General features: G+C 70.0%; 22 protein-coding genes. 3 read left to right on the forward strand and 19 right to left on the reverse strand.

Translation table 11 applies throughout. From position 1 onward, the window contains the following. Window positions 1-11 precede the first annotated feature (11 nt). The 18 genes from IH68_RS0117895 to IH68_RS0117975 form a co-directional block, all read right to left on the reverse strand. Window positions 12-1,397: an aspartate aminotransferase family protein gene (locus IH68_RS0117895; RefSeq protein ID WP_030936181.1), complete on the reverse strand. Its 1,386-nt coding sequence runs from the start codon at window positions 1,395-1,397 to the stop codon at window positions 12-14. Next, the gene (dxs, locus tag IH68_RS0117900; RefSeq protein WP_030936185.1) at window positions 1,394-3,328 is read right to left on the reverse strand and encodes a 1-deoxy-D-xylulose-5-phosphate synthase; all 1,935 of its coding nucleotides are present in this window, start codon (window positions 3,326-3,328) and stop codon (window positions 1,394-1,396) included. Before dxs ends, IH68_RS0117895 begins: the two co-directional genes overlap by 4 nt. A gap of 27 nt (window positions 3,329-3,355) precedes the next feature. Beyond that, a complete protein-coding gene (gene ispG, locus IH68_RS0117905; RefSeq protein WP_030936188.1) occupies window positions 3,356-4,510 on the reverse strand; it encodes a flavodoxin-dependent (E)-4-hydroxy-3-methylbut-2-enyl-diphosphate synthase in 1,155 nt (384 codons plus the stop codon). A 4-nt stretch (window positions 4,511-4,514) separates the two neighbouring features. Next, window positions 4,515-5,537, reverse strand: coding sequence for an adenosyl-hopene transferase HpnH (gene hpnH, locus IH68_RS0117910; protein ID WP_030936191.1), 1,023 nt, complete (start codon window positions 5,535-5,537; stop codon window positions 4,515-4,517). Between the two features lie 5 nt (window positions 5,538-5,542). Beyond that, a complete protein-coding gene (locus tag IH68_RS0117915) occupies window positions 5,543-6,184 on the reverse strand; it encodes a hypothetical protein (RefSeq protein ID WP_030936193.1) in 642 nt (213 codons plus the stop codon). Continuing rightward, window positions 6,184-8,190, reverse strand: coding sequence for a squalene--hopene cyclase (gene shc / locus IH68_RS0117920; RefSeq protein ID WP_030936196.1), 2,007 nt, complete (start codon window positions 8,188-8,190; stop codon window positions 6,184-6,186). Before shc ends, IH68_RS0117915 begins: the two co-directional genes overlap by 1 nt. A 116-nt stretch (window positions 8,191-8,306) precedes the next feature. Next, on the reverse strand, window positions 8,307-9,371 hold the full coding sequence (locus tag IH68_RS0117925; RefSeq protein ID WP_030936198.1) for a polyprenyl synthetase family protein: 1,065 nt from the start codon (window positions 9,369-9,371) through the stop codon (window positions 8,307-8,309). A gap of 68 nt (window positions 9,372-9,439) precedes the next feature. Next, complete coding sequence (gene hpnE, locus IH68_RS0117930) at window positions 9,440-10,870, reverse strand: hydroxysqualene dehydroxylase HpnE (protein WP_030936200.1); 1,431 nt, start codon at window positions 10,868-10,870, stop codon at window positions 9,440-9,442. Next, window positions 10,867-11,004 (reverse strand): DUF6380 family protein, encoded by a 138-nt coding sequence (locus IH68_RS59785; protein WP_420718991.1) that lies wholly within the window; start codon window positions 11,002-11,004, stop codon window positions 10,867-10,869. The genes hpnE and IH68_RS59785 overlap by 4 nt, the downstream gene beginning before the upstream one ends. Continuing rightward, window positions 11,004-11,954: a presqualene diphosphate synthase HpnD gene (gene hpnD / locus IH68_RS0117935; protein ID WP_030936202.1), complete on the reverse strand. Its 951-nt coding sequence runs from the start codon at window positions 11,952-11,954 to the stop codon at window positions 11,004-11,006. The genes IH68_RS59785 and hpnD overlap by 1 nt, the downstream gene beginning before the upstream one ends. Next, window positions 11,951-12,838 carry a squalene synthase HpnC gene (hpnC, locus tag IH68_RS0117940; RefSeq protein ID WP_420718992.1) on the reverse strand — a complete coding sequence of 296 codons (888 nt, stop codon included), beginning with the start codon at window positions 12,836-12,838 and terminating at the stop codon, window positions 11,951-11,953. Before hpnC ends, hpnD begins: the two co-directional genes overlap by 4 nt. Window positions 12,839-13,240: 402 nt before the next feature. Continuing rightward, entirely contained in the window at window positions 13,241-14,029 is a 789-nt protein-coding gene (locus IH68_RS0117945; protein WP_030936207.1) for an ABC transporter ATP-binding protein, read from the reverse strand. Further along, on the reverse strand, window positions 14,022-14,951 hold the full coding sequence (locus IH68_RS0117950) for an ABC transporter permease (protein WP_030936209.1): 930 nt from the start codon (window positions 14,949-14,951) through the stop codon (window positions 14,022-14,024). The genes IH68_RS0117945 and IH68_RS0117950 overlap by 8 nt, the downstream gene beginning before the upstream one ends. 96 nt (window positions 14,952-15,047) lie before the next feature. Further along, window positions 15,048-15,920 carry a glycosyltransferase family 2 protein gene (locus IH68_RS0117955; protein WP_030936212.1) on the reverse strand — a complete coding sequence of 291 codons (873 nt, stop codon included), beginning with the start codon at window positions 15,918-15,920 and terminating at the stop codon, window positions 15,048-15,050. A 5-nt stretch (window positions 15,921-15,925) separates the two neighbouring features. Beyond that, on the reverse strand, window positions 15,926-16,705 hold the full coding sequence (locus tag IH68_RS0117960; protein WP_078912500.1) for a CDP-alcohol phosphatidyltransferase family protein: 780 nt from the start codon (window positions 16,703-16,705) through the stop codon (window positions 15,926-15,928). Then, window positions 16,683-17,744, reverse strand: coding sequence for an iron-containing alcohol dehydrogenase family protein (locus IH68_RS0117965; protein ID WP_030936216.1), 1,062 nt, complete (start codon window positions 17,742-17,744; stop codon window positions 16,683-16,685). The genes IH68_RS0117960 and IH68_RS0117965 overlap by 23 nt, the downstream gene beginning before the upstream one ends. Beyond that, on the reverse strand, window positions 17,732-18,484 hold the full coding sequence (locus tag IH68_RS0117970; protein ID WP_030936218.1) for a sugar phosphate nucleotidyltransferase: 753 nt from the start codon (window positions 18,482-18,484) through the stop codon (window positions 17,732-17,734). Before IH68_RS0117970 ends, IH68_RS0117965 begins: the two co-directional genes overlap by 13 nt. Continuing rightward, window positions 18,481-20,268: a DUF5941 domain-containing protein gene (locus IH68_RS0117975; protein ID WP_030936220.1), complete on the reverse strand. Its 1,788-nt coding sequence runs from the start codon at window positions 20,266-20,268 to the stop codon at window positions 18,481-18,483. The genes IH68_RS0117970 and IH68_RS0117975 overlap by 4 nt, the downstream gene beginning before the upstream one ends. 277 nt (window positions 20,269-20,545) lie before the next feature. Here IH68_RS0117975 and galE point away from each other — a divergent pair, with 277 nt between their 5' ends. From galE to idi, 3 genes are all read left to right on the forward strand, one after another. Beyond that, entirely contained in the window at window positions 20,546-21,511 is a 966-nt protein-coding gene (galE, locus tag IH68_RS0117980) for a UDP-glucose 4-epimerase GalE (protein WP_030936223.1), read from the forward strand. Window positions 21,512-21,660: 149 nt separating this feature from the next. Continuing rightward, window positions 21,661-22,602, forward strand: a complete 942-nt coding sequence (locus IH68_RS0117985) for a cation diffusion facilitator family transporter (RefSeq protein WP_030936225.1) — start codon at window positions 21,661-21,663, stop codon at window positions 22,600-22,602. A gap of 256 nt (window positions 22,603-22,858) precedes the next feature. Beyond that, a complete protein-coding gene (idi, locus tag IH68_RS0117990; RefSeq protein ID WP_030936227.1) occupies window positions 22,859-23,452 on the forward strand; it encodes an isopentenyl-diphosphate Delta-isomerase in 594 nt (197 codons plus the stop codon). A 6-nt stretch (window positions 23,453-23,458) separates the two neighbouring features. Here the strand turns inward: idi and IH68_RS0117995 are convergent, their stop codons facing one another. Further along, window positions 23,459-23,971, reverse strand: a complete 513-nt coding sequence (locus tag IH68_RS0117995; RefSeq protein WP_030936230.1) for an ATP-binding protein — start codon at window positions 23,969-23,971, stop codon at window positions 23,459-23,461. Window positions 23,972-24,144 lie beyond the last annotated feature (173 nt).

Consider the following 24,144-nt stretch of genomic DNA (forward strand, 5'->3'; position numbering starts at 1 on the left):
TGCAGGGCGGCCTACCGGTTGGCGACCGCCTGCTTCACCAGCGTCTTGCCGAAGTCCCACATGAGGCCGCCGCCGCTGTGCGCGTCGTCCATGACGTCGGTGAAGGCGTCGATGAACCGGTCGACGTCCTGCTCCCCGATGGTCAGCGGCGGGATCAGCTTGATCACCTCCAGATGGTCGCCGGAGACCTGGGTGAGGATCCGGTGCCGCTCCAGGAGCGGCACCACGACCATCTGCGCGAACAGGCCCTTCCGCGCGGCCTGCAGCATCGTCCAACGGCTGCGCAGCTTCAGCGACTTGGGCCTGCCGAACTCGATGCCGATCATCAGGCCGCGGCCGCGTACGTCGGCGAGCAGCTCGTACTTGTCGATCAGCGCCGCCAGCCGGGACTTCAACTGCTCGCCCACGACACGGGCATGGGCGACGATCTGCTCGTTCTCCATGACGGACAGCACGGCGAGGCCCGCCGTCATGGCCTGGGCGTTGGACCCGAAGCTCGCCGAGTGGACCAGCACCCGGTCCATCGACGAGTAGACCTTCTTGAAGATCCAGTCCTTGCCGAGGGTGGCGCCGACGGGCACATAACCGCCGGAGAGCGCCTTGGCCACGCACACCAGGTCCGGCTCGACGTCCTCCTCGTGCTGGTAGGCGTAGAAGTCGCCGGTCCTGCCCAGGCCCGTCTGCACCTCGTCGGCGATGAGCAGCGCCTTGTGCTTGCGCAGCAGGTCCTGCGCGGCGCGCAGATAGCCGGGCGGCGCCTCGTGCACGCCCTTGCCCTGGATCGGTTCCACGATCAGGGCGGCGACGTCGCCCTTCTTCAACTCCCGTGCCAGGGCGTCGAGATCGCCGAGCGGTACGGCCGTGTCGGGCAGCAGCGGGGCGAAGCCGTCGCGGAAGCCGTCCTCGCCGTTGACCGACAGCGACCCGGTGGTCAGGCCGTGGAAGGCGTGGTCGCAGTACAGGATCCGCGGCTTCCCGGTGACGTACCGGGCGAACTTCAGCGCGGTCTCCACCGCCTCCGTACCGCTGTTGCCGAAGAACACGCGGTCCAGGTGCGGGCTGTGCGTGAGCAGTTTCTCCGCCAGCAGTCCGGGCAGCGGCTGGCAGTCGAAGCGGGTGAGGTCGGCGAGAGAGGCGTCGAGGACGTCGTGCAGTGCCTTGCGGACGACGGGGTGGTGGCGGCCCAGGCCCATCACCCCGAACCCGGCGAGCATGTCCAGGTAGTCGTTGCCGTCCGCGTCCCAGAAGTGGGCGCCCTCGGCGCGCTCGTAGACCTTGTCGAAGCCGATGGTGTGCAGCATGCGCGGGAGCTGGTGGTTCAGGTACTTCCCGTGCAGCTCGTAGCGCTCGGCTCCGCGCTCGGCCAGGAGTGCGCCGAGGTCGAACTCCTTGGTCATTCAGCCTTCTCCTTGACTGTGCCGTCCAGCTGTTCCTTGACGGCCAGGGTGTCCTCGGCCTCCTTGACGGCGAGGCTCGCGCTGATCCGTCCGGCCACCTCGACCGGAGTGAGGCCGATGTCGGCGAGCAGCTCCCCGCGCTTGGCGTGCGCGAGGAACTGCTCCGGGATGCCGAAGCGTCGTACGGGGACGTCGACGTCGGCATCACCGAGCGCCAGCGCGACCGCGGCTCCCACCCCGCTCGCACGGCTGTTGTCCTCGACCACGGCCACCAGCCGGTGTTCGGCGGCGAGGCCCGGGAGCGACGGGTCGACGGGCTTGACCCAGCGCGGGTCGACGACGGTGCATGAGATGCCGCGCGCCTCCAGCAGCTCGGCGGCCTGCAGGCACACGGGCGCCATCACGCCGACGGCGACCAGCAGCACATCGGGGGTGTCCGGGCCGCGGTGCAAAACGTCGAGGCCGCCCACCCGGTCGATCGCCGGGATCTGCGGGCCGACCGACTCCTTCGGGAAGCGGACCAGCGTCGGCGCGTCGTCGACGGCGACGGCCTCGCGCAGCTGCGCCCGCAGCTGGTCGGCGTCGCGCGGCGCGGCGATCCTGAGCCCCGGCACGACCTGGAGGATCGACATGTCCCACATGCCGTTGTGGGACGGCCCGTCGACGCCGGTGACGCCGGCCCGGTCCAGCACGAACGTCACCCCGCAGCGGTGCAGCGCCACGTCCATCAGCAGCTGGTCGAAGGCACGGTTGAGGAAGGTGGCGTAGACGGCGACCACCGGGTGCAGCCCGCCGGTCGCCAGACCGGCCGCGGACACGGCCGCATGCTGCTCGGCGATGCCGACGTCCCACACGCGGTCCGGGAAGCGGGCGGCGAACTTGCCGAGCCCCACCGGGTGCAGCATGGCCGCAGTGATCGCCACGACGTCCTCCCGCTCCTCCCCGATCGCGACGATCTCGTCCCCGAACACCGAGGTCCAGGAAGGCCCGTTGGAGGGGGCGAGAGGCTCACAGGTGAGCGGATCCATCACGCCGACGGTGTGGAAGTGGTCCTCCTCGTGGGCGATCGCGGGCTCGTAGCCGCGGCCCTTCTCCGTCAGGCAGTGGACGAGGACCGGTCCGTGGAAGCGCTTGGCGCGCCGCAGCGCCGACTCGACGGCCCCGATGTCGTGTCCGTCGATCGGGCCCACGTACTTCAGGCCCAGGTCCTCGAACATGCCCTGCGGGGCGAAGGCGTCCTTGAAGCCCTTCTTCGCGCCGTGCAGGGACTCGTAGATGGTGTTGCCGACGACCGGCGTGCGCAGCAGCACGTCCTTGCCCCAGGCGAGCACCTTCTCGTAGCTGTCGGTGGTGCGCAGGGTGGCCAGGTGGTTGGCGAGCCCCCCGATGGTCGGCGCATACGAACGCTCGTTGTCGTTGACGACGATGATCAGCGGGCGGTCCTTGGCGGCCGCGATGTTGTTCAGCGCCTCCCAGGCCATGCCACCGGTCAGCGCGCCGTCGCCGATGACCGCGACGACGTGTCCCTTCTCGCCCTGCACCTGGCGGGCCTTGGCGAGTCCGTCGGCCCAGCCGAGCGCCGTGGAGGCGTGGCTGTTCTCGACGATGTCGTGCTCGGACTCCTCGCGCGAGGGATAGCCGGACAGGCCGCCCTTTCCGCGCAGCTTGGAGAAGTCCTTACGGCCCGTCAGGATCTTGTGCACATAGCTCTGATGGCCGGTGTCCCACACGATGCGGTCGACGGGTGACTCGAAGACCCGGTGGAGCGCGATGGAGAGTTCCACCACCCCCAGGTTGGGCCCGAGGTGTCCGCCGGTCCTGGCCACCGCGTGCACCAGGAACTCCCTGATTTCTTCGGACAGTTCGCGAAGCTCCGTCTCGGACAGCGCCTTCAGGTCGCGTGGTCCCCGGATGTTCTCCAGAATGGTCACGCTCGGGCCCCCTTCGGTCCGTGCTGTTCAACTCACGGTGACGGCCGGCTCCCCCGACGCGCCGTCCTGTTCCATCTGTTCGGCGATCTTCATCGCCTCCTCGATGAGGGTCTCCACGATCTTCGACTCGGGTACGGTCTTGATGACCTCGCCCTTGACGAAGATCTGCCCCTTGCCGTTGCCGGAGGCGACCCCCAGGTCCGCCTCCCGCGCCTCACCCGGGCCGTTGACCACACAACCCATCACGGCCACCCGCAACGGGACTTCCATGCCGGTGAGGCCCGCCGTGACCTCGTCGGCCAGCTTGTAGACGTCGACCTGCGCGCGGCCGCAGGACGGGCAGGAGACGATCTCAAGGCGCCGCTGCTTGAGGTTCAGGGACTCCAGGATCTGCAGGCCGACCTTGACCTCCTCGGCGGGCGGGGCACTGAGCGAGACCCTGATGGTGTCGCCGATGCCCTGCGAGAGCAGCGCGCCGAAGGCGACCGCCGACTTGATCGTGCCCTGGAAGGCGGGCCCGGCCTCGGTCACGCCGAGGTGGAGCGGGTAGTCGCACTGCGCGGCGAGCTGCTTGTACGCCTCGATCATCACGACCGGGTCGTTGTGCTTGACCGAGATCTTGATGTCCCGGAAGCCGTGTTCCTCGAAGAGCGAGGCCTCCCACAGGGCGCTCTCGACGAGCGCCTCCGGAGTCGCCCTGCCGTACTTCTGCAGCAGCCGCCTGTCCAGCGACCCGGCGTTGACGCCGATCCTGATCGGCGTGCCGTGGTCCTTCGCGGCCCGCGCGATCTCCTTGACCTTGTCGTCGAACTGCTTGATGTTGCCCGGGTTCACCCGCACCGCGGCGCACCCGGCCTCGATCGCCGCGAACACGTACTTCGGCTGGAAGTGGATGTCCGCGATCACCGGGATCTGCGACTTGCGGGCGATGGTCGCGAGGGCGTCCGCGTCGTCCTGCGTGGGACAGGCGACCCGCACGATCTGGCAGCCGGACGCGGTGAGTTCCGCGATCTGCTGCAGGGTGGCGCCGATGTCCGAGGTACGGGTCGTCGTCATCGACTGCACCGACACCGGGGCCCCGCCCCCGACCGCCACCGGCCCGACATGGATCTGCCGCGACACGCGCCGCTCGGCGATCGGCCGGGCCGGTACCTCGGGGACGCCCAAGGAGATGGCGGTCATCGTGTCACTCCCGGTTTCCGGAGACCGTCTCGCGCATCGCGCGCAGGGACTCCTTCAGGGATCCCATGGTGGCGAGGACGGCGGTGGGCTCGTAGCCGCAGTGCGCCATGCAGTTGGCGCAGCGCGGGTCCTTGCCGCGGCCGTACTTGTCCCAGTCGGTCTCCTCGATGAGTTCGCGGTACGTCGGCACGTACCCGTCGCTCATCAGATAGCAGGGGCGCTGCCAGCCGAAGAGCGAGTAGTTCGGGATCGCCCAGGCGGTGCACGGGAAGTCGACCTTGCCCTCGAGGAAGTCGAGGAACAGGGGCGAGTGGTTCAGCCGCCACTTCCTGCGGTTGCCGCCCGCGAAGGCCTTCTTGAACAGTTCGCGGGTCTGCTCCACGCCCAGGAAGTGCTCCTGGTCGGGGGCCTTCTCGTAGGCGTAGGCGGGCGAGATCATCATCTCGTCGACCTTGAGGTCGTCGTTGAGGAAGTTGAGCACCTCGATGATGGTCTGCGGGGTGTCCGTGTTGAAGAAGGTCGAGTTGGTGGTGACCCGGAAGCCGCGCCGCTTGGCCTCCTTGATCGCCTCCACGGCCTCGTCGAACACACCCTCCTTCGCCACCGACTCGTCGTGCCGCTCGCGCAGCCCGTCGATGTGCACGGCGAAGGCGAAATAGGGAGACGGCTTGAACTTGTCCATCTTCTTGCGCAGCAACATCGCGTTGGTGCAGAGGAAGACGTACTTCTTCCTCGCCACCAGCTGCCGCACGATCTCATCGATCTGAGGGTGCATCAGGGGCTCGCCGCCCGCGATGGACACCATGGGGGCACCGGATTCAAGGACCGCCCCGACGGCCTGCGCGACCGGCATGCGCTGCTTGAGCACACCCGCCGGATGCTGGATCTTGCCGCAGCCCTCGCACTTCAGATTGCACGCGAAGAGCGGTTCCAGCTCCACGATCAGCGGAAACTTGTCCCGCTTGCGGAGCTTCTGTTCAGCCAAGTACGTAGCGACCTTGATGGACTGACGCAGCGGCATGGCCATCTGGCTCACCTCCTGGGGAGCAGCAAGGAACGGTGCCATTCAAAGAAAGCTGGAAGTACGGCACGAAGGACACGGAAAGCTGATATTCCACCGCGGACCGTGCCGATTCGAACAAGTTCATGTTCAGGAGCGTCCACGACCACCCGCACGGCCGCAACCGGGCGCGCGCCGGTGCGCACGGCGCTCAGAAGCGTCGCCGCGGACTCCATGTCGACCGCGATCGCGCCGGTCGCGAGCAGATCCGACCGCTCGTGACCACGTACGACATGATCGGAGCCGGTGACGGGGCCGGTGTGGACGGTGCGCCCGGGCACCGCGCGCCCGAGCTCCTTGACGAGCAGGTCGGTCCCCACGCACGGAACGGTTCCGTCCGGATCCCGGGTCTCCTCGGCGACGACCAGGTCCCCGGGGTGCATACCGGGGGCGAGCCCCGCACAGAAGCCGGTGGCCAGCACGGCCGCCCCGCTCCAGTCCGGGTCCGCGAGCATCCGGGTGACGGAGCGCTCGGCCGCCCTGGGCCCCATGCCTGTACGGAGCAGGGTGACGGGCCCGCCGGCCCCGCCCCGGTCCCCGGCGCGCAGGGCGAGGTGCTCGATGCCGAGCGCGCAGGCGATCAGCAGCGGGGCCGGGGCGGGCTGGGTGCTCATCAGCCCCCCTCGGCCTCGGCGAGAGGCTTCTTGGTGAAGGGCTCCCCGTTGACGTACCTGCCGAGTGCGGTCAGCGGGAAGACCTGCCGGTAGAGGTGGTAGTTGATCGAGAAGTCCCAGGGGAAGCCGGTCCCGGTGAAGTACGGCTCGTCCCAGGAACCGTCGTCCCGCTGGGTGGCCGCGAGCCATTCGACACCGCGCTCGACGGCCTTGGAGTCCTGCTCCCCCGCGGCCAGCAGGGCCATCAGCGCCCAGGCCGTCTGCGAGGCGGTGGAGGCACCCCTGCCGCTCCATTCCTTGACGTACTTGTAGGACCGCAGGTCCTCGCCCCAGCCGCCGTCGTCGTTCTGCACCGACTCCAGCCAGGCCACCGCCCGCCGGATCGCCGGGTGCGAGCCGGGGAAGCCGGCCGCGACGAGGGCGGGTACGACCGATCCGGTGCCGTAGACGTAGTTGACGCCCCAGCGCCCGAACCAGGAGCCGTCCGGTTCCTGCTCGGCGAGCAGCCACTCGATGCCGCGCCGGGTGCGCGGGTCGTGCGAGAGGCCCTCGACGGCCAGCATCTCCACCACGTGCGCGGTCACGTCCGCGGACGGCGGGTCGATGACCTCGCCGAAGTCGCAGAACGGCAGCCGGTTGGGGAAGGGGCTGGTGTTGTCGACGTCGAAGGCGCCCCACGCCCCGTTCTTCGACTGCATCCCGAGGTTCCAGCGCACCCCGCGCCCGATCGCCTTCTCCACCCGTTCCGGGTCGTGGTGCTTGACCCGGCGCAGCGCGAGGACCACCTCGGCGGTGTCGTCGATGTCGGGATAGTTGTCGTTGTGGAACTCGAACGCCCAGCCGCCGGGCGGCAGCCCGGGCCGTCTGACGGCCCAGTCGCCGGGCCGGACGATCTCCTCGCCGAGCATCCAGTCCGCCGCCTTGACGAGCTGCGGATGGTCGGCCGGCACGCCCGCGTCGACAAGCGCGATGGTGGCAAGGCAGGTGTCCCACACCGGCGACTGACAGGCTTCGATCATCCGGGCCCCGTCCTCGCGCCACACGGCGAAACGGTCCAGCGACGCCAGCCCCTCGCGCAGCACCGGATGTTCGAGGTCGTAGCCCAGCAGATACAGGGCGATCACCGAGTACACGGCCGGCGGCTGGATACCGCCCCAGCAGCCGTCGTTCTCCTGCCGCTCGATGATCCAGCGGGCGGCCGAGTTCATGGCCGCCTTGCGCAGCCTGCGCGGGATGACCTTGCGCGCCTGGTGCAGCACCTTGTCCAGGCGCTGGAAGGCTCCGTCCCAACTCGCCGCCGGGGCAAGGGGCTTGCGCGGGTTCGGGTCGGCCGGGTCGGTGTGCAGCTCGTCGAGCGGGAAGGGCGCGGGCCGCACCGGCCGCTTCGCGGAGACGACCGTCAGCGGGACGATCGTCTGCCGGGCCCAGCACCCGAAGTCGTAGATGTTGAGCGGTACCCACGTGGGGAAGTAGATGAGCTCCGGCGGGAGTTCGGGCAGGTCCTCCCACTTCCACCAGCCGAACAGGGCGAGCCAGATCCGGGTGAAGACCCGGGCCGCGGCGATGCCGCCCTGCTCGCGGATCCAGGCGGAGGCCTGTGCCATGTGCGGGGCGTCCGGCGTGTCGCCCGCCAGCCGCAGGGCGACGTATGCCTCGATGGTGGTGGAGAGTTCGCCCGGTCCGCCGTAGAAGGTGGCCCAGGTGCCGTCCTCGCGCTGCTCACCGCGGATGAACAGGGCGGCGGCGCGCGCGGTGTCCTCGTCCAGGATGCCCAGGAACTGCCGTAGGAGCAGGTCCTCGGCGTCCATGGTCACGTTGGTCTCGAGGTCGCCCTTCCACCAGCCCTGGGCGTCCTGCCGGGACAGCAGGAAGTCGGTGGAGCGTTGTACGGCGCGTACGGCGGCATCGCGCACCCCCGCCGCCACGGGGCTCGTGCTGTCGCTTTCGCTGGCCGAGGCTGCCCGGGGCGGCAGGGCCCCGGTGCTTCCGTCGGTCGTCGCTGTCATGGCTTCCCCTTCGTGCAGTCGTACAGATCGTGCTGCTGTGGGTCCGCCGTCGGCCGGTGCTCGTGTTCCCGCGACACCGGCCGGCGACTACGCGAGGGCTATTCGACCGATAGTGATCATCTCTTTCGTACGACGACGAAGTCGGCGAGCGCCGTGAACTGTGCCCGCACCCGGTCGGGCATGTCGATGGCGTGCAGGGCCTGGATGGCGGTGTTGTGCTGACGGCGCGCCTCTTCGGCGGTCCACTCGCGGCCGCCCGCCTCCTCGATGAGCGCGGCGCGGGAGGCGAACTCCTCCTCGGAGAAGTTCTCGAAGTCGCTGCTCTTGGCGTCGGCGGCGAGGATCTCGCCGAGCCGCTCGGAGGCGGATCCGCCCGCCGCGAGCGCGGCCACGACCGGCAGGGACTTCTTGCGCTGGCGCAGGTCGCTCCAGGTCTGCTTGCCGGTGGAGACCGGGTCGCCCCAGATGCCGAGCAGGTCGTCGACGGCCTGGAAGGCGAGGCCGAGGTGGTAGCCGTACTTCTCCAGGGTGTCGGCGGTTCGGTCGTCCGCGCCGCCGAGGACCGCGCCGATGGAGGAGGCGCAGGCGAGCAGGGCGCCGGTCTTGTTGCCCTCCATCTCCAGGCACTCCTCGACGCTGACGCGGTCGCGGTGCTCGTAGGAGATGTCCTGCGCCTGGCCGTCGATCAGGGCGCGGGTGGCGGTGGTCAGGCGGCGGGTGGCGCGACCCGCCTCGACGGTGCCGAGCTCCAGCAGGATCTCGTTGGCGAGGGCGAACAGGGCGTCGCCGACGAGGATCGCCTGGGCGGGGCCGTGCACCTTCCAGACGGTGTCACGGTGGCGGCGCTGTTCGTCGCCGTCCATCAGGTCGTCGTGCAGGAGGGAGAAGTTGTGGACGAGTTCGACGGCGACGGCGCCGGGGATGCCGATCTCGGGTGCGGCGCCGGTGACCTCGGCGGAGAGCACCGCGAGGGCGGGGCGCACGGCCTTGCCGCCGTCGCCGTCGGCGGGGTTGCCCTCGGCGTCGATCCAGCCGAAGTGGTAGGCGGAAACGGTGTCCATGGGAGGGGCCAGGCGGTCGACGGCCGCCCGCAGTACCGGTGTGGCAAGGGTCCGGCCGCGCTCCAGGAGCGCGGTCACGTCCACCGCGGTCCTCTCAGCGGCCGCTTCGGCCGGGGGCACAGTGGGCACAGTTTCTCCTTTTTCTGCGGTACCGGGGGTGCGGGGGCCTGCCGGATGCTGATCGAGCATCACGCCGCCTCCTCGAGCTCGAAGAGGCGACTCGGACGGGGCCGGCCCAGGGCGGCGAGGGCGGCGTCCGCCGCACTCACTCCACTGCGGACCGCACTCTCCATGGTCGCGGGCCACCCTGTGGCGGTCCACGCTCCGGCCAGGTAGAGGCCGGGGGCTTTGGTACGGGCGCCGGGCCGCAGCCGTCCGACGCCGGGGGTGGGAGCGAAGGTGGCCGTGCGCTCCCTGGTCACGAAGAAATCCTTCACCTCGGCGCCGCGCGTACCCGGAAGCAGCCGTTCCAACTCGGGCAGATAGCGCTCGCGCAGCACGGCGACCGGCTCGTCGATCTCGTCCTGCGCCGCCGACTGGGACAGGGCGAGGTACTGGCCCTCGCGCAGCCCGGAGGCGTCGGTGCGGTCGAAGACCCACTGCACGGGGGTGCCGAGGGCCGCGAAGAACGGCTTCTCGAGCACCTTGCGGTCGTAGACGACATGCACGTTGAGGATCGGCACGGTGCCGATCTCCAGAAGATTTTCGGGGGCGTCCAGCGCCCCCTGAGGCAGCAGGTCGTGGGCCTCGCGCTGGGGTACGGCGAGCACGACGGCGTCCGCGGCGAGGATCTCGCCGGGAACCTGAACGCTCCAGCGCCCGTTTTCGTCAGTGGAGATGGAGGTGACGCGTGTACGGACCTCGGTACGGACGCCCGCGGAGTCGAGCGCCTTGCGGGCGAGCCGGTCATGCAGTTCGCCCAGCGGGACGTGCGCCCATCCGATGTCGGCCGCGCCCGGGTCGGACAGCAGACCGGTCTTGAACACCATCGCGGCGAGCCCCAGCGAGGCGTCGCCCGCGACCGCGTTGAGGGTGGCGACCCCGACCAGGTCCCACAGGGCCTCGACGGCACGCGCCGACTGACCGTGCGCGGTCAGCCAGCTGCCGAAGTCCTGCGTGTCCAGGTCCGGATCGGCGAGGTCGAGCCCCTTGAGCGCGAGCGCGGCCCGGCCCACCTTGGCCCGTTCGGCGAGCGAGAGATGCGGATACGTGGCGAGGCTGCGCCCCAGGTGCAGCGGCACCGGCAGGGCGTCGCGCCGCAGTCTGCCGAGCCTCCGCCCCTCGGGCTTGTCGACGTCGAGTACGGGCACGTCGAGACGATCCTGCAGCGGCGCCAGCGCCGTCCCCTCGATGCGGTCGAGGAACCAGCGGTAGGCGGTGCAGCAGCGCAGGTAGACGTGCTGTCCGTTGTCGACGGTCAGGTCGCCGCGCTGGAAGGAGAAGGCGAGGCCGCCGAGGCGGGGCCTGCCCTCGATCAGGGTGACGCGGACTCCCGCGTCGGCGAGTGCGAGTGCGGCGGTGATTCCGGCCAGCCCGCCGCCGACCACGACGGCGTCCCTTGCGGAACGCCCCGCCGGATCCGCGAGCGGCTCGTCCGCCCGCGTGCCGTCGTCGCTCATCGTGCACCCTCCCCTGCGCGACCGCCGTGGTTGAACGGTGCACGGCAGACCGCTGCAGTCAGGGACGCCGTCCCCGCCCGGAGGGTTGCGTGCCGCTTTTCATCGGTGACATCACCTTGGCCCTGTTTGTCCATCAGGCGCGCCTCCTGACGGTCCTCCGCGTCACATGCCGGGCATCCAGTCCGGACAGGCCGCGTACGGCGACGTAGGCCTTCTCCCGGCCGGGCAGCGAGACCCGGCCGCGCAGCACGGCCTCCGGGTCGCGCTCGATGCGGTCGAGCAGCCGGCGGTAGATGCCGGCCATCGCGGCGACACAGGCGCCGCTGCGCCGGTCCAGCATGGGCAGCAACCGGTAGCCCTCGGCGAAAAGGGCGCGGGCCCGTCGCACTTCGAAGTGCACGAGGCCCGCGAAGTCGGAGCCCTCCGGTGGGGTCGGCCCGCTGAACCCGGCCGAGCACCCGAATTTCGCGAGGTCGTCGGAGGGCAGATAGGTGCGGCCGCCCTCGGCGTCCTCGCGGACGTCTCTGAGGATGTTGGTGAGCTGCAGCGCGAGGCCCAGGGTGTCGGCGTACTCCGGGGCACGATCGGCGCCGCGCGCCCCGGGTTCCGTGCCGAACACGCCGAGCGAGAGCCGTCCGATGGCGCCCGCGACGCAGCGGCAGTAGACCTTCAGGTCGTCCCAGGTCTCGTAGGTCTCGCCGCGTACGTCCATCAGCACGCCGTCGATCAGCTCGTCCAGGCCGTCGAGCGGGATCGGGAAGGTCTCGGCGGAATGGGCGAGGGCGACAGCGACCGGGTCGATGTCGTCCTCGGCGACCGATCCGTCACGCACCCGGGCCAGCAGCGCCCGGGTGTCCTCGAGTCTTGCCGCCTTGACCTCGCCGGCCAGCGCGCCGTCGCCGATGTCGTCGACGCGCCGGGAAAACGCGTAGAGCGCCGACATCGCGCGGCGCTTGGGCGTCGGCAGCAGCCTGATGCCGTAGGCGAAGTTACGGGCCTGCTGTCCGGTGACGGCCTCGCAGTAGCTGTAGGCGGCGAGTACCGGTGCGGACGCGTGTTGTTCCGACTCCACGGTCCGGATCACCCCTCTCCTCGCAGAGTCACGCCCACCTCGCGCAGCAACTGGACCTTGCCGGGCTTGGGCGGGCCGGGAAGTACGTCGTATTCCACGGCGGCGATCGCCTTGATCGCCGCCCTTCCCCCCGCCACGAATCCCGCAAGCAGCAGCTTCAACCTGCCGTGGACGCTACCCACGAGGGGGGCGCCTTCATTCAGGAGATCGCGGGCGCGTTGCGCTTCGTATGCAACCAGTGCGCGCAACGATGCGCCCGCGGTGGAGGTGGCGAGATCCGCCTCTTGAACATGGAACTGCTTCATGTCCTCTGCGGGCAGATAGATGCGGTCGCGGCCGAGGTCCTCGGCGACGTCCTGCAGGTGTTCGACGATCTGGAGGGCCGTGCAGATCGCGTCCGAGAGGCGGATGCGTTCGGGGGTCGAGGTGCCGGTGACGGACAGGACCAGGCGGCCGACGGGATTGGCCGACAGTTCGCAGTACGCGAGCAGGTCGTCGTAGGTCTCGTAGCGGCTGACGAGCTGGTCCTGGCGGTTGGCGGCGATCAGGCCGAGGAACGGCTCGGGGGTGAGCGCGCAGCGGCGGACCGTGTGCTGGAGGCGGCGCAGGAGGGGGTGGCGCGGGGTCGAGTCGAAGACCCGGTTCAGGTCGGCCTCGAAGGCGTCCAGGAGCAGCAGCCGGTCCTCGGCGTCCTCGGGCGACACGCCGAGCAGACGGGCGTCGGTGCCGCCGGGGGCCAGATCGCCGTCGCCGATGTCGTCGACGAGGCGGGCGAATCCGTACACGGCCATGAGGTCGGCGCGCCAGGCCCTGGGCAGGAAGAAAGGTGCCACGGGGAAGTTCTCGCCCGCGGCCTTGTCGAGCGTGTCGCGCTCCGGATCAACGGCGTGCGACATGCCGGTTCCCGTCACCGGTGACTGCCCGGGGCGGGGACGGCACATGCTGCGTTCAGCTGGGGAGTTTCCGTAGCCATTGCCGTCACATCTCCCGTTCTACACTGCCGACCCAATGCATACTATTTCGGACACGCCGCCCGGCCGTCCGCGCGGCTGTCCCGCTTGAGGCTGTCGCGCATTATCGCCCCAGTTTGCCGCGTTTCGGGACCGGTACAGCTTACGTTGTACAACGCAGCCGGGATCCCTGGGGTGTCCTGCACATCACAACAACACACCGATTGGCGTCAAGATTCCTTGGGCGAAACCGAGTTGACGTTTCCTTTGCAGACGCGGGGCCCCGCCGCAGAGGTTGCGGCGGGGCCCCGCGATCCCTCCTGGCCGGTGTGTCCAGGCCGGGGTGGACTACTTGCCGGTGAACTTCTCGTACTCCTTGAGGACCTCTTCGGTCGGCCCGTCCATGCGCAGCTCCCCGCGTTCCAGCCACAGGACGCGGTCGCAGGTGTCGCGGATCGACTTGTTGTTGTGGCTGACGAGAAACACCGTGCCGGCCTCCTTGCGCAGCTCACGGATGCGTTCCTCGGAGCGCTTCTGGAACTTGCGGTCGCCGGTGGCCAGCGCCTCGTCGATCATCAGGACGTCGTGGTCCTTGGCGGCGGCGATGGAAAAGCGCAGGCGGGCCGCCATGCCGGAGGAGTAGGTGCGCATCGGCAGGGTGATGAAGTCACCCTTCTCGTTGATGCCCGAGAAGTCGACGATCGACTGGTAGCGCTCCCTGATCTGCTCGCGGGTCATCCCCATGGCGAGCCCGCCCAATATGACGTTGCGCTCGCCTGTCAGGTCGTTCATCAGGGCCGCGTTCACGCCCAGCAGCGAGGGCTGGCCGTTGGTGTAGACGCGGCCCTTCTCCGCCGGGAGCAGGCCGGCGATGGCGCGCAGCAGCGTCGACTTGCCGGAGCCGTTGGAGCCGATGAGGCCGACGGCCTCACCGCGGTAGGCGACGAAGGAGACGCCCTTGACGGCGTGCACCTTGCGCACCCCGCGCTCCTCGCCGCGCTTGACGATGCGGCTGAGGGCGGCGGTGGCGCTGCCCTTGCCGGTCTTGGCGCCGTGCACGCGGTAGACGATGTGGAGCTCGTCGGCGATGACGGTGGGGATCCGCTCCCCGGTCTGCTGGTCGGTCTGCTCAGCCACGGCCGTACCTCTCCTCCGCCTTCCAGAAGTACACGAACCCGCCGAGGGCGATCAGGGCGGCCCAGCCGCCCGCGACCACCCAGACATGGTCGGGCAGGTTCTCCGAGCCGTAGCCGTCGATGAGCGCGAAGCGCATCAGGTCCATGTAGATGGCGGCCGGGTTCCACTGCAGGACGTTCGCCAGCCACTGCGGCTTGTCGGCCAGCATGATCGGGATGGAGAACATCACGCCCGACGCGTACATCCACGTCCGCATCACGAACGGCATCAGCTGGGCGAGGTCCGGGGTCTTGGCCCCCGCGCGGGCCATGATCAGCGCGAGGCCGGTGTTGAACAGGAACTGCAGGGCCAGCACCGGGACGATCAGCAGCCAGGACAGGTCCGGGTAGCTGCCGAAGGCGGCCGCCACGGCGAACAGCACGATCATCGAGAACAGCAGCTGCTGCAGCTGCTGCAGTGCGAAGGAGATCGGCAGGGAGGCGCGCGGGAAGTGCAGCGCGCGGACCAGGCCGAGGTTGCCGGAGATCGCACGCACGCCCGCCATCACCGAGCTCTGCGTGAAGGTGAACACGAACACACCGGTGACCAGGAACGGGATGTATACCTCGCGGGGCAGTCCGCGGTTGGCCTTGAGGATCATGCCGAAGATGAAGAAGTACACGGCCGCGTTCAGCAGCGGCGTGGCCACCTGCCACAGCTGGCCGAGCTTGGCCTGGCTGTACTGGGCGGTCAGCTTCGCCCGGGAGAAGGCGAGGATGAAGTGACGCCGGTCCCAGAGCTGGCGGACGTACTCGACAAGGGAGGGCCGGGCGCCGCTCACGGTCAGCCCGTACTTCTCGGCCAGCCGGCTCGCCGGGAGGCCCTCGTCGGGCGGCATGGCCGCGCCCAGGGCGACCGTGCCGTCGTGCGTTGTCTCACTCACTGGTGGAAACTTTCGTCTTCGGGATGCGCAGCCTGTGCGGGCATGGGCAAGAGCCTGGGGCCCGGGTGGGGCCGATTGCTCACAGGAACGAGCTTGTCAGATCACCGGAGGTCGGCCCAGCCGGGTCAGCCGCCACACCGTACGCCACTTCATCGGCCTGCGTGGCCCGCACGGAGTGGTCCAGCCTTCCCGGAACCCGCCGAACCACGCCTTCAGGGCGGGCCGCGAGGGGCGGCGGACAAGGGTGAGCAGCAGCCAGACCCCGAGGTAGACCGGGACCAGCAGGGCCGGAAGGTTGCGGCGGGCCAGCCAGACCCGGTTGCGGGCGACCATGCGGTGGTAGACCGCATGCCGCGAGGGCGCGGTCGTCGGGTGGTACAGCACCATGTCGGACCGGTAGTCGATCATCCAGCCCGCGTCGAGGGCCCGCCATGCCAGGTCGGTTTCCTCGTGGGCGTAGAAGAATTCGTCCGGGAGCCCGCCGACTTCGGCGAAGACCTTCGTGCGGACGGCGTTGGCGCCGCCGAGGAAGGTGGTGACCCGGGAGGAGCGCATCGGGTCGGCGGCGCGCAGGCGCGGCACGTGGCGGCGCTGGGTGACCCCGGTGTCGGGGTCGGCGATGCGGAAGCTGATGATGCCGAGCTTCGGGTCGGCCTCGAAGGCCTGGCGGCACAGCTCGGCGGTGTCGTGCTGGGCGAGGAGTCCGTCGTCGTCGAGGAACATCAATATGTCGACGTCGCGGCCGCTGGGGCCGAAGGCCTCTATGCCGACGTTACGGCCGCCGGGGATACCGAGGTTCTCGGGCAGCTCGATCGTACGGACGCCCTCGGGGACGTCCGGGACGGGCGAGCCGTTGCCGACCACGACCACCTCGACCCCGTCGCCGTCCTGCTTGGCGACCGAGTCGAGCAGGGCGCGGAGCTCGTCGGGGCGGTTGCCCATGGTGATGATCACCGCGCCGACTCGCATGCCGCTCACTTCAGCCTGCTGGAGGCGAGGATGGACACGAGGTGCAGCAGGGTCTGCAGCAGGGCGATGCCGGCCAGCACCGCGACGCCCAGCCGGGAGAAGAACAGGTCGCCGTGCATCTGGTCGACGATCGCCAGCACCAGGATGAGCAGGGATGCCTCGATGCCGAGGATCAGCCGGTGGAACTTGAACGCGGCGGCGGCCCGGCGGGCCAGCGCCATGCCGGAGGAGCGCATCTCGGCGGCGGCCTCCTGCACCGGCGGCTTGCCCGTCTGGTGGCGGGCGACGCCGACCAGGTCGGTCTCGGCCTTGATCAGGATGGCGCCGAGCGCGGCCAGGGTGCCGAGAAAGGCCCACAGCCAGTCGATACGGCCGCTGCCCCACAGGTCGGCGGCGCGCAGCCCGAAGCCGACGAGGACGGCGGCGTCGGTGAGGTAGGCGCCGACCCGGTCGAGGTAGACGCCGTTCAGCGAGTACTGCTTCTTCCAGCGGGCGATCTCGCCGTCGACGCAGTCCAGCAGCAGGTACATCTGCACGCAGACCACGCCGAGCACGGCGCCCGTGATCCCCGGCACCAGCAGGGCCGGGGCGGCGAGCACGCCGAAGACGGTCATCAGATACGTGAGCTGGTTGGGCGTGACCCTGGTGTTCACCAGGTAGCGGTCGACCCGCAGGGACACCTCACGCATGTAGAGGCGTCCCATCCAGTGCTCACCGCTGCGCCGGTCCTTGACCCCTGCGGGGTGGACGACCGGGCGGAGTTCAGCTACCGATGGCCTTGACATAGTCGGCGTAAATGTCCTTGATCTGGTCGGTTGTGAGGTCGAGGTGTTCGAGGATCGTGTAGCGGCCGGGCCGGGTCTCCGGAGCGAACTCGACGGCACGGACGAACTCGTCCACCGTGAAGCCGATCTCCTCCGGGAGCACCGGAAGCCCGTGCCGGCGCAGCACCTCGGCCGTGTACGCCGACTCCTCGTGCGCGCCGCGCAGGTACATCGCGAAGGCGGCGCCGAGGCCGCACTGCTCGCCGTGGCTGGCGGCGCGCTTGGGGTAGAGCAGGTCGAAGGCGTGGTTGATCTCGTGGCAGGAGCCCGAGGCGGGGCGCGAGTCGCCGGAGATCGACATCGCGATGCCGGTGAGAACCAGCGCCTCCGCGAGCACCTGGAGGAAGTCGTTGTCCCCGATGCCGCCGGGGTGGCGGAGCACCGCCTCGCCCGCCTGGCGGGCCATGGCGGCGGCAAGGCCGTCGATCTTCTCGCCGTTGACGCGGTTGGACAGCTCCCAGTCCGCGATGGAGTTGATGTTGGAGATCGCGTCGCCGATGCCCGCGCGCACGAAGCGCGCCGGAGCCTGGCGGATGACGTCGAGGTCGATGACGGCCGCGATCGGGTTCGGCACACCGTACGAGCCGCGGCCGGCGTCGTTGTCGAGGGTGGCGACCGGCGAGCACAGCCCGTCGTGCGCGAGGTTCGTCGGCACGGCCACCAGGGGCAGGCCGACCCGGGCCGCGGCGAACTTGGCACAGTCGATGATCTTGCCGCCGCCGAGGCCGACGACCGCGTCGTAACGGCCGGCCTTTATCTCGCCGGCCAGCCGCACCGCGTCGTCGAGGGTGCCGCCGCCGACCTCGTACCAGGTGGCACCGGGCAGGGTCGGGGCGATGCGCTCGCGCAGCCGGGCGCCGGAACCGCCGCTGACGGCGACGGCGAGCCTGCCCGAAGTCGAGATGCGTTCGTCGGCCAGCACGCAGGCCAGATCGTCGAGGGCACCCGGGCGGATGTCCACGACGAGCGGCGAGGGGATGAGCCGGGTCAGTACTGGCACGCGATCTCCCGTCCGCGGGCGAGATCGTCGTGGTTGTCGATCTCGACCCACTTGACGTCGCCGATCGGCGCCGCGTCGATGGTGAAGCCGACGTTGATGAGCTCCTGGTAGCCGTGCTCGTAGAACTGCTGCGGGTCCTTCTCCCAGACGGTCTTCAGCGCCTCACCGAGTTCCTCGGCGGCCGAGCCCTCAATCAGGGTGACGCCGATGTACTCACCGGTGGCCTCGGCCGGGTCCATCAGCTTGGTGATCCGCTGGACGCCCAGGCCGGGGTCCACGACGACCTTCATCTCCTCGTCGGCGAGGGGCTTCACGGTGTCCACGGCCAGGATGATCTGCTTGAACTCGTCCCGCGCCGCGAGCAGCGTCTTCTCGACGGAGACCGGGTGCACGGTGTCGCCGTTGGCGAGGATCACCCCGTCCTTGAGGGCGTCACGGCCGCACCACAGGGAGTAGGCGTTGTTCCACTCCTCGGCCTTGTCGTTGTCGATGAGGGTGAGCTTGAGGCCGTACTTCGCCTCCAGCGCGGCCTTGCGCTCGTACACGGCTTCCTTGCGGTAGCCGACGATGATCGCGACCTCGGTCAGACCGATCTCGGCGAAGTTGCCGAGTGTCAGGTCGAGAACCGTGGGTTCGCCCTCTATGCCCGCGGGCCCCACCGGCACCAGAGCCTTGGGAAGGCTGTCGGTGTAGGGGCGCAGACGGCGTCCGGCGCCGGCCGCCAGCACGAGGCCGATCATGCGGGTTCTCCTTCATCGTGTACGGCGGGGGCCCCGGAGGACACCCAGAAGCGGATGCTCTCGACGAGCACCACCAGGGCGACGGCCACGGCAACCACCGCGAGCGCAACCTTGAACTGCGAGGCGGTGAGCACCGCGGCCAGGACGGTGACGAGCAGCGTCCGCCCTTCGTGCCCCCCGATGGCGCGCACCAGCCAGGCCGGGGACGCTCCGGCGTTGCCGCGGATGCGATACACCGTGTCGTAGTGATGGTAGGCGACGGCCGCCACCAAGCCGAAAGCCGCAGGAAGGGCTCCGTTCACGTCCGCTTTGGCCGCGAGGATCAGGACGGTGCCGTATTCGGCGAACCTGAACAGCGGGGGGACCAGCCAGTCGAGGGCGCCCTTGAGGGGCCGGTACAGGGCCTGACCGGCGGCGTTCGCGTACACGAGGGCTCCGACGACGGGTGCCCAGGTCACGTCGGAGAAGAGGGAGACGGCGAGGACCGCCGTCCCGGCAGCCGCGACCAGCAGCGGGGCGCCGAGGCGGGCCCGTGTGGCACGCGCCACGAGGGAGGCGAGCGGTCCGTTGTCCGCGAGGTCCGCGAGCGCCTGCGCGGCACGGTCGGTGCGCTGTGCCTTGCGGGTCAGCGAGCGCAGCACCCGGCCCGCAGTGGTGTACGTCGCGGCGAAGGCGCAGCCGATGAGCAGGACGTAGAAGGTGATGCGGGGGGTCGTGACCGCCGTCAGGACCGCGATCATCGCCCAGCGCTCGCCGATCGGCAGCACGATCATGCGGCGCACCCACACCGTCCAGCCGACGCTGTCCAGTTTGTCCGAAAGGGCCGCCGTGGGGCTGGTGTTGGCGGTCGCGTCGTGGTTGGCCTCGTTGAAGGAGAAGTCGACGACGTGCCGGCAGGTCTGAAGGATCATCGCGCCGAGCGCCAACGCCCAGACGTCGTCGCCGCCTCGGGCCGCTCCCAGCGCCAACCCCGCGTAATAGGCGTACTCCTTGGCCCGGTCGAAGGTGGCGTCCAGCCAGGCGCCGAGCGTGGAGTACTGCAGGGAGTAGCGAGCCAGCTGGCCGTCGGTGCAGTCCAGTACGAAGGACGCGATCAGCAGGACGCCCGCCGCGACGAAGCCGAGCCGGGTGCCGGTGGCCGCGCAGCCCGCCGCGATCAGCGCGGTGAGCAGGGAGGCGGTGGTGACCTGGTTCGGAGTCAGCCCGCGGCGGGCGCACCAGCGGGCGATGTAGCGGGAGTACGGGCTGATGAAGAACGTGGTGAAGAAACCGTCGCGGGACTTCACGGCCGACTTCAGACGTACGGCCTCGTCGTCGACGTTCGCGACCGCCTGCCGTGCCTCGTTGCGGGACTGCGGGTCGGCGGGGACGGCGGCGACCAGACTGCCGAGTTCCGGGTGGTGCACGTCGGCGCCGTCGCTGTCGAGGGCGGTGACGATGCGGTCGGCGAGGCTGTCGACCGCGAGTGCCGTGCCGCCGCCGGCCGAGTTCTCGCGGGCCATCGCACGGGTCAGGGCCTGGCGGCCGGCCGGCTGGGCGGTCACGGCGCCGGGGACCGCGGCGAGCGGGAAGCGGGGGTCGGTGAGGCCGAGGCGCAGTGCGTGCAGGTGGCCCACGAAGCGGGCGTCCACCACGGCGACCCGCTGGTCACCGGGTACCTGGGCCAGCAGCGTCTCGGCGTCGGCGGTGTCGGCTGCGATCCGTACGTCGAAACCGAGGGACCGCAGATCGCCCTCGATCGACGATCCGGGGACCGGCTGACCGGTGAGGATGGCGGTCGACAACCGAACTCACTCCCTGGGTGCCGGCGCGCCGGCGCCGGTCATGTGCATGGTGGGCGCCCCTTGGCTGCACCAGGCGGGCGGCATGTCGGCAGAGGCTATCGGATGCCCGGAGAGCGGAGTTCACCGCCCGTTCACGGGCCGATCAACGCCATCTCCACTGGCCTTTGCCGCGATCATCATCGGTGATCCGGGGTCCCGCCGACAAACCGCGCTGCCCAGATCAGACATCCCGGGACATTGGGGATCGCCGGGTTGCGTCGGCATAAGGTGGGCGACCATGACATGGCTGATCACAGGCGGAGCGGGATACATAGGGGCCCATGTGGTGCGGGCCATGACCGGCGCCGGGGAGCACGTCGTCGCGCTGGACGACCTCTCGGCCGGGTTCCCCGAGCGGCTGCCGGCGAACGTGCCGCTCGTCGAGGGCTCGACGCTCGACGGCGATCTGCTGAAGAGGGTCTTCGCTGAGTACGGGGTGACCGGCGTCATCCACCTCGCCGCGCGCAAGCAGGTCGCCGAGTCCGTGGCGCAGCCCACCCGCTACTACCGGGAGAACGTCGGCGGTCTCGCGACGCTCCTGGAGGCGGTCGCCGAGGCCGGGGTCGGGAAGTTCCTGTTCTCCTCGTCCGCGGCCGTCTACGGCAACCCCGATGTGGACCTCATCACCGAGGACACCCCGTGCGCGCCGGTGAACCCGTACGGCGAGACCAAGCTCACCGGCGAGTGGCTGGTCCGGGCGGCGGGCCGCGCACACGACATCTCCACGGTCTGTCTGCGCTATTTCAACGTGGCGGGCGCTGCCGCACCCGAGCTGGCCGACACGGGCGTCTTCAACATCGCCCCCATGGTCTTCGACCGGCTCACCCGTGACGAGGCCCCGCGGATCTTCGGCGACGACTATCCGACACCGGACGGCACCTGCATCCGCGACTACATCCACGTCGCCGACCTGGCCGAGGCGCATCTGGCCGCAGCACTGCGGCTCGCCGGCCGCGGCGGTGACCTCACGGTGAACATCGGCCGCGGCGAGGGTGTCTCCGTCCGTGAGCTGATCACCGTCATCGGCGACGTGACCGGCGACCGCCGCCCGGCCCTCGTCGAGGGCCGCCGCCCCGGGGACGCGCCCCGCGCGGTCGCCTCCGCCGCCCGGGCCGCCGAGGAACTGGGCTGGACGGCCCGGCGCGGGGTGCCCGAGATGGTCGGGTCGGCGTGGCGGGGCTGGCTGCTGCACCACGGCAGGTGACAGCACCGCAAGGGAACTGAGGCTGCCCTGACCTGCATATCGTTTCCGCAGGTCAGGGCACATGACAACGGTGTTCAGTGCCGCGTTGCCGGATACCCCCCGCCCGTAGTTCACTGTCATCCCGGGCGCAACACAGGAAGGCGGCTGCCATGGGGGCTGGGCACGATCACGGGCACGGGCACTCGCATGCCCCGCCCACCGGTACGGCCGCGGCGGCGTACCGCGGGCGGCTGCGCGTCGCGCTGTCGATCACGCTCACCGTCATGGTGGTCGAGATCGTCGGCGGTCTGCTCGCGGACTCCCTCGCTCTCATCGCGGACGCCGCCCACATGGCGACCGACGCCCTCGGACTGGGCATGGCCTTGTTCGCGATCCACTTCGCCAACCGGCCGCCGAGCGGCAACCGCACCTTCGGCTACGCCCGCGCCGAGATCCTCGCGGCGCTCGCCAACTGTCTGCTGCTGCTCGGCGTCGGCAGCTACGTCCTGTACGAGGCGATCCAGCGGTTCGTCACACCGGCCGACACCGCGGGCGGCCTGACCATCGTGTTCGGCACGATCGGTCTCGTCGCGAACATGATCTCGCTGACGCTGCTGGTGCGCGGCCAGGCGGAGAGCCTGAACGTGCGCGGCGCGTTCCTGGAGGTGGCTGCGGACGCGCTCGGGTCCCTCGCCGTGATCATCTCTGCGCTGGTGATCCTGGCAACGGGCTGGCAGGCCGCCGACCCGATCGCCTCGCTCGTGATCGGCCTGATGATCGTGCCGCGCACCTGGAAGCTGCTGCGCGAAACCCTGGACGTCCTGCTGGAGGCGGCCCCCAGGGACGTCGACATGGCGGACGTACGGACCCACATCCTGGACCTGGACGGGGTCGAGGACGTCCACGACCTGCACGCCTGGACGATCACGTCCGGGATGCCGGTGCTGTCCGCGCACGTGGTCGTGCGTTCCGACGTGCTCAGCGCGATCGGCCACGAGAAGATGCTCCACGAGCTCCAGGAGTGCCTCGGCGACCACTTCGACGTGGCGCACTGCACCTTCCAGCTGGAACCGGGCGGGCATGCGGAACACGAGGCGAGGGTGTGCCATTGAGGCAGGTGGGACACATCTTGGCCGGAATGCAGCCGTCCGGCGCGACCCGGCGTCGTTAAGCCTCACAGCGATGCCCTGGAACGGTTCCCTGCCGGGCGCCACGGGCACGATCAACTACCGGGCCCCTCTTCCGGTCTTCCACCGGTGACGGCCGTGCCCGCGCTGCGCGCGGGACATGCGGGCGCGCCGCGAAGTGCCGGGAGTGCCGGATTCGTACGGCAGACTTGGGGCGCGAAGACCGATGTGAAGGATGGGTATGCCGATCACACCTGCCACCGCGACGCACACCTCGTCGAACGGCGCCGCAGACGCGATTTTGCTGGAACTGGTCGACGAGAACGGCGTCACGATCGGCACCGCGGAGAAGCTCGCCGCCCATCAGCCGCCGGGGCAGCTGCACCGCGCCTTCTCCGTCTTCCTCTTCGACGAGCGCGGCCGGCTGCTGCTGCAGCAGCGGGCGCTGGGCAAGTACCACTCCCCCGGTGTGTGGTCCAACACCTGCTGCGGCCACCCCTACCCCGGCGAGGCGCCCTTCGCGGCGGCGGCCCGGCGCACGTACGAGGAATTGGGTGTGTCCCCCTCGCTGCTCGCCGAGGCGGGCACGGTCCGCTACAACCACCCGGACCCCGACTCGGGCCTGGTCGAGCAGGAGTACAACCACCTGTTCGTCGGCATGGTGCAGTCGCCGCTGCGGCCGGACCCCGAGGAGGTCGGCGCGACGGCCTTCGTGACGCCCGCCGAGCTCGCGGAGCGGCACGCCAAGGACACCTTCTCGTCCTGGTTCATGACCGTGCTGGACGCGGCCCGCCCGGCCGTCAGGGAGCTGACCGGCCCGTCGGCCGGCTGGTGACCTCCGTCAGAGCACCCTCAGGGGTTTGAGCGGCAGGGCGGCCCAGATCACCTTGCCGCCGCTCGACGTGTGCTCGACGTCGCACACCCCGCCCGCCTCCCGGGCGACCTCGCTGACCAGGAGCAGCCCCCGGCCGCCCTCGCCGCTGTGATCCGTCTCCAGAGCGGTCGGGCGGTAGGGGTGGTTGTCCTCCACGGACACCCGCACCCACTCGGCGCCGACGGCGACTTCCACGGCGAGCATCGGGGACAGCAGCGCCGCGTGCCGGACGGCGTTCGTGACCAGCTCCGAGACGATCAGCAGCAGGCCGTACACCAGGTCTTCGGAGACGGGCACCCCCTGGCGGTAGAGCAGGTCCCGTACGGCGTGCCGCGCCTGCGGGACCGAGGCCTCGATGGCGGGCGCGGTGAACCGCCAGACGCCTTCGTACGGCAGCGGCACCGCAGGCGGCCCCGGGGCGCGGGGCTCGTCGGCGCCGCCTTCTGGGCGTGGGCCGGACCCGCGCCCATGGTTGTCCATCGTCCGGTCGCCACCCTTGCGCTCGATTGTCACCACACGTCGAGTGTTGGGAACGACCCGCAACACTCCGGATGACTGAACACAAGTCAGCAGGTATCGAGCACTTATGACCGTTGGCGTATGACACGGTCAGTTGTGGGACTGGTCTTTTCACCCTTCAGCCGACTTCGCGA

The sequence above is a fragment of the Streptomyces sp. NRRL S-646 genome (assembly GCF_000720765.1).
Taxonomy (GTDB): Bacteria; Actinomycetota; Actinomycetes; order Streptomycetales; family Streptomycetaceae; genus Streptomyces.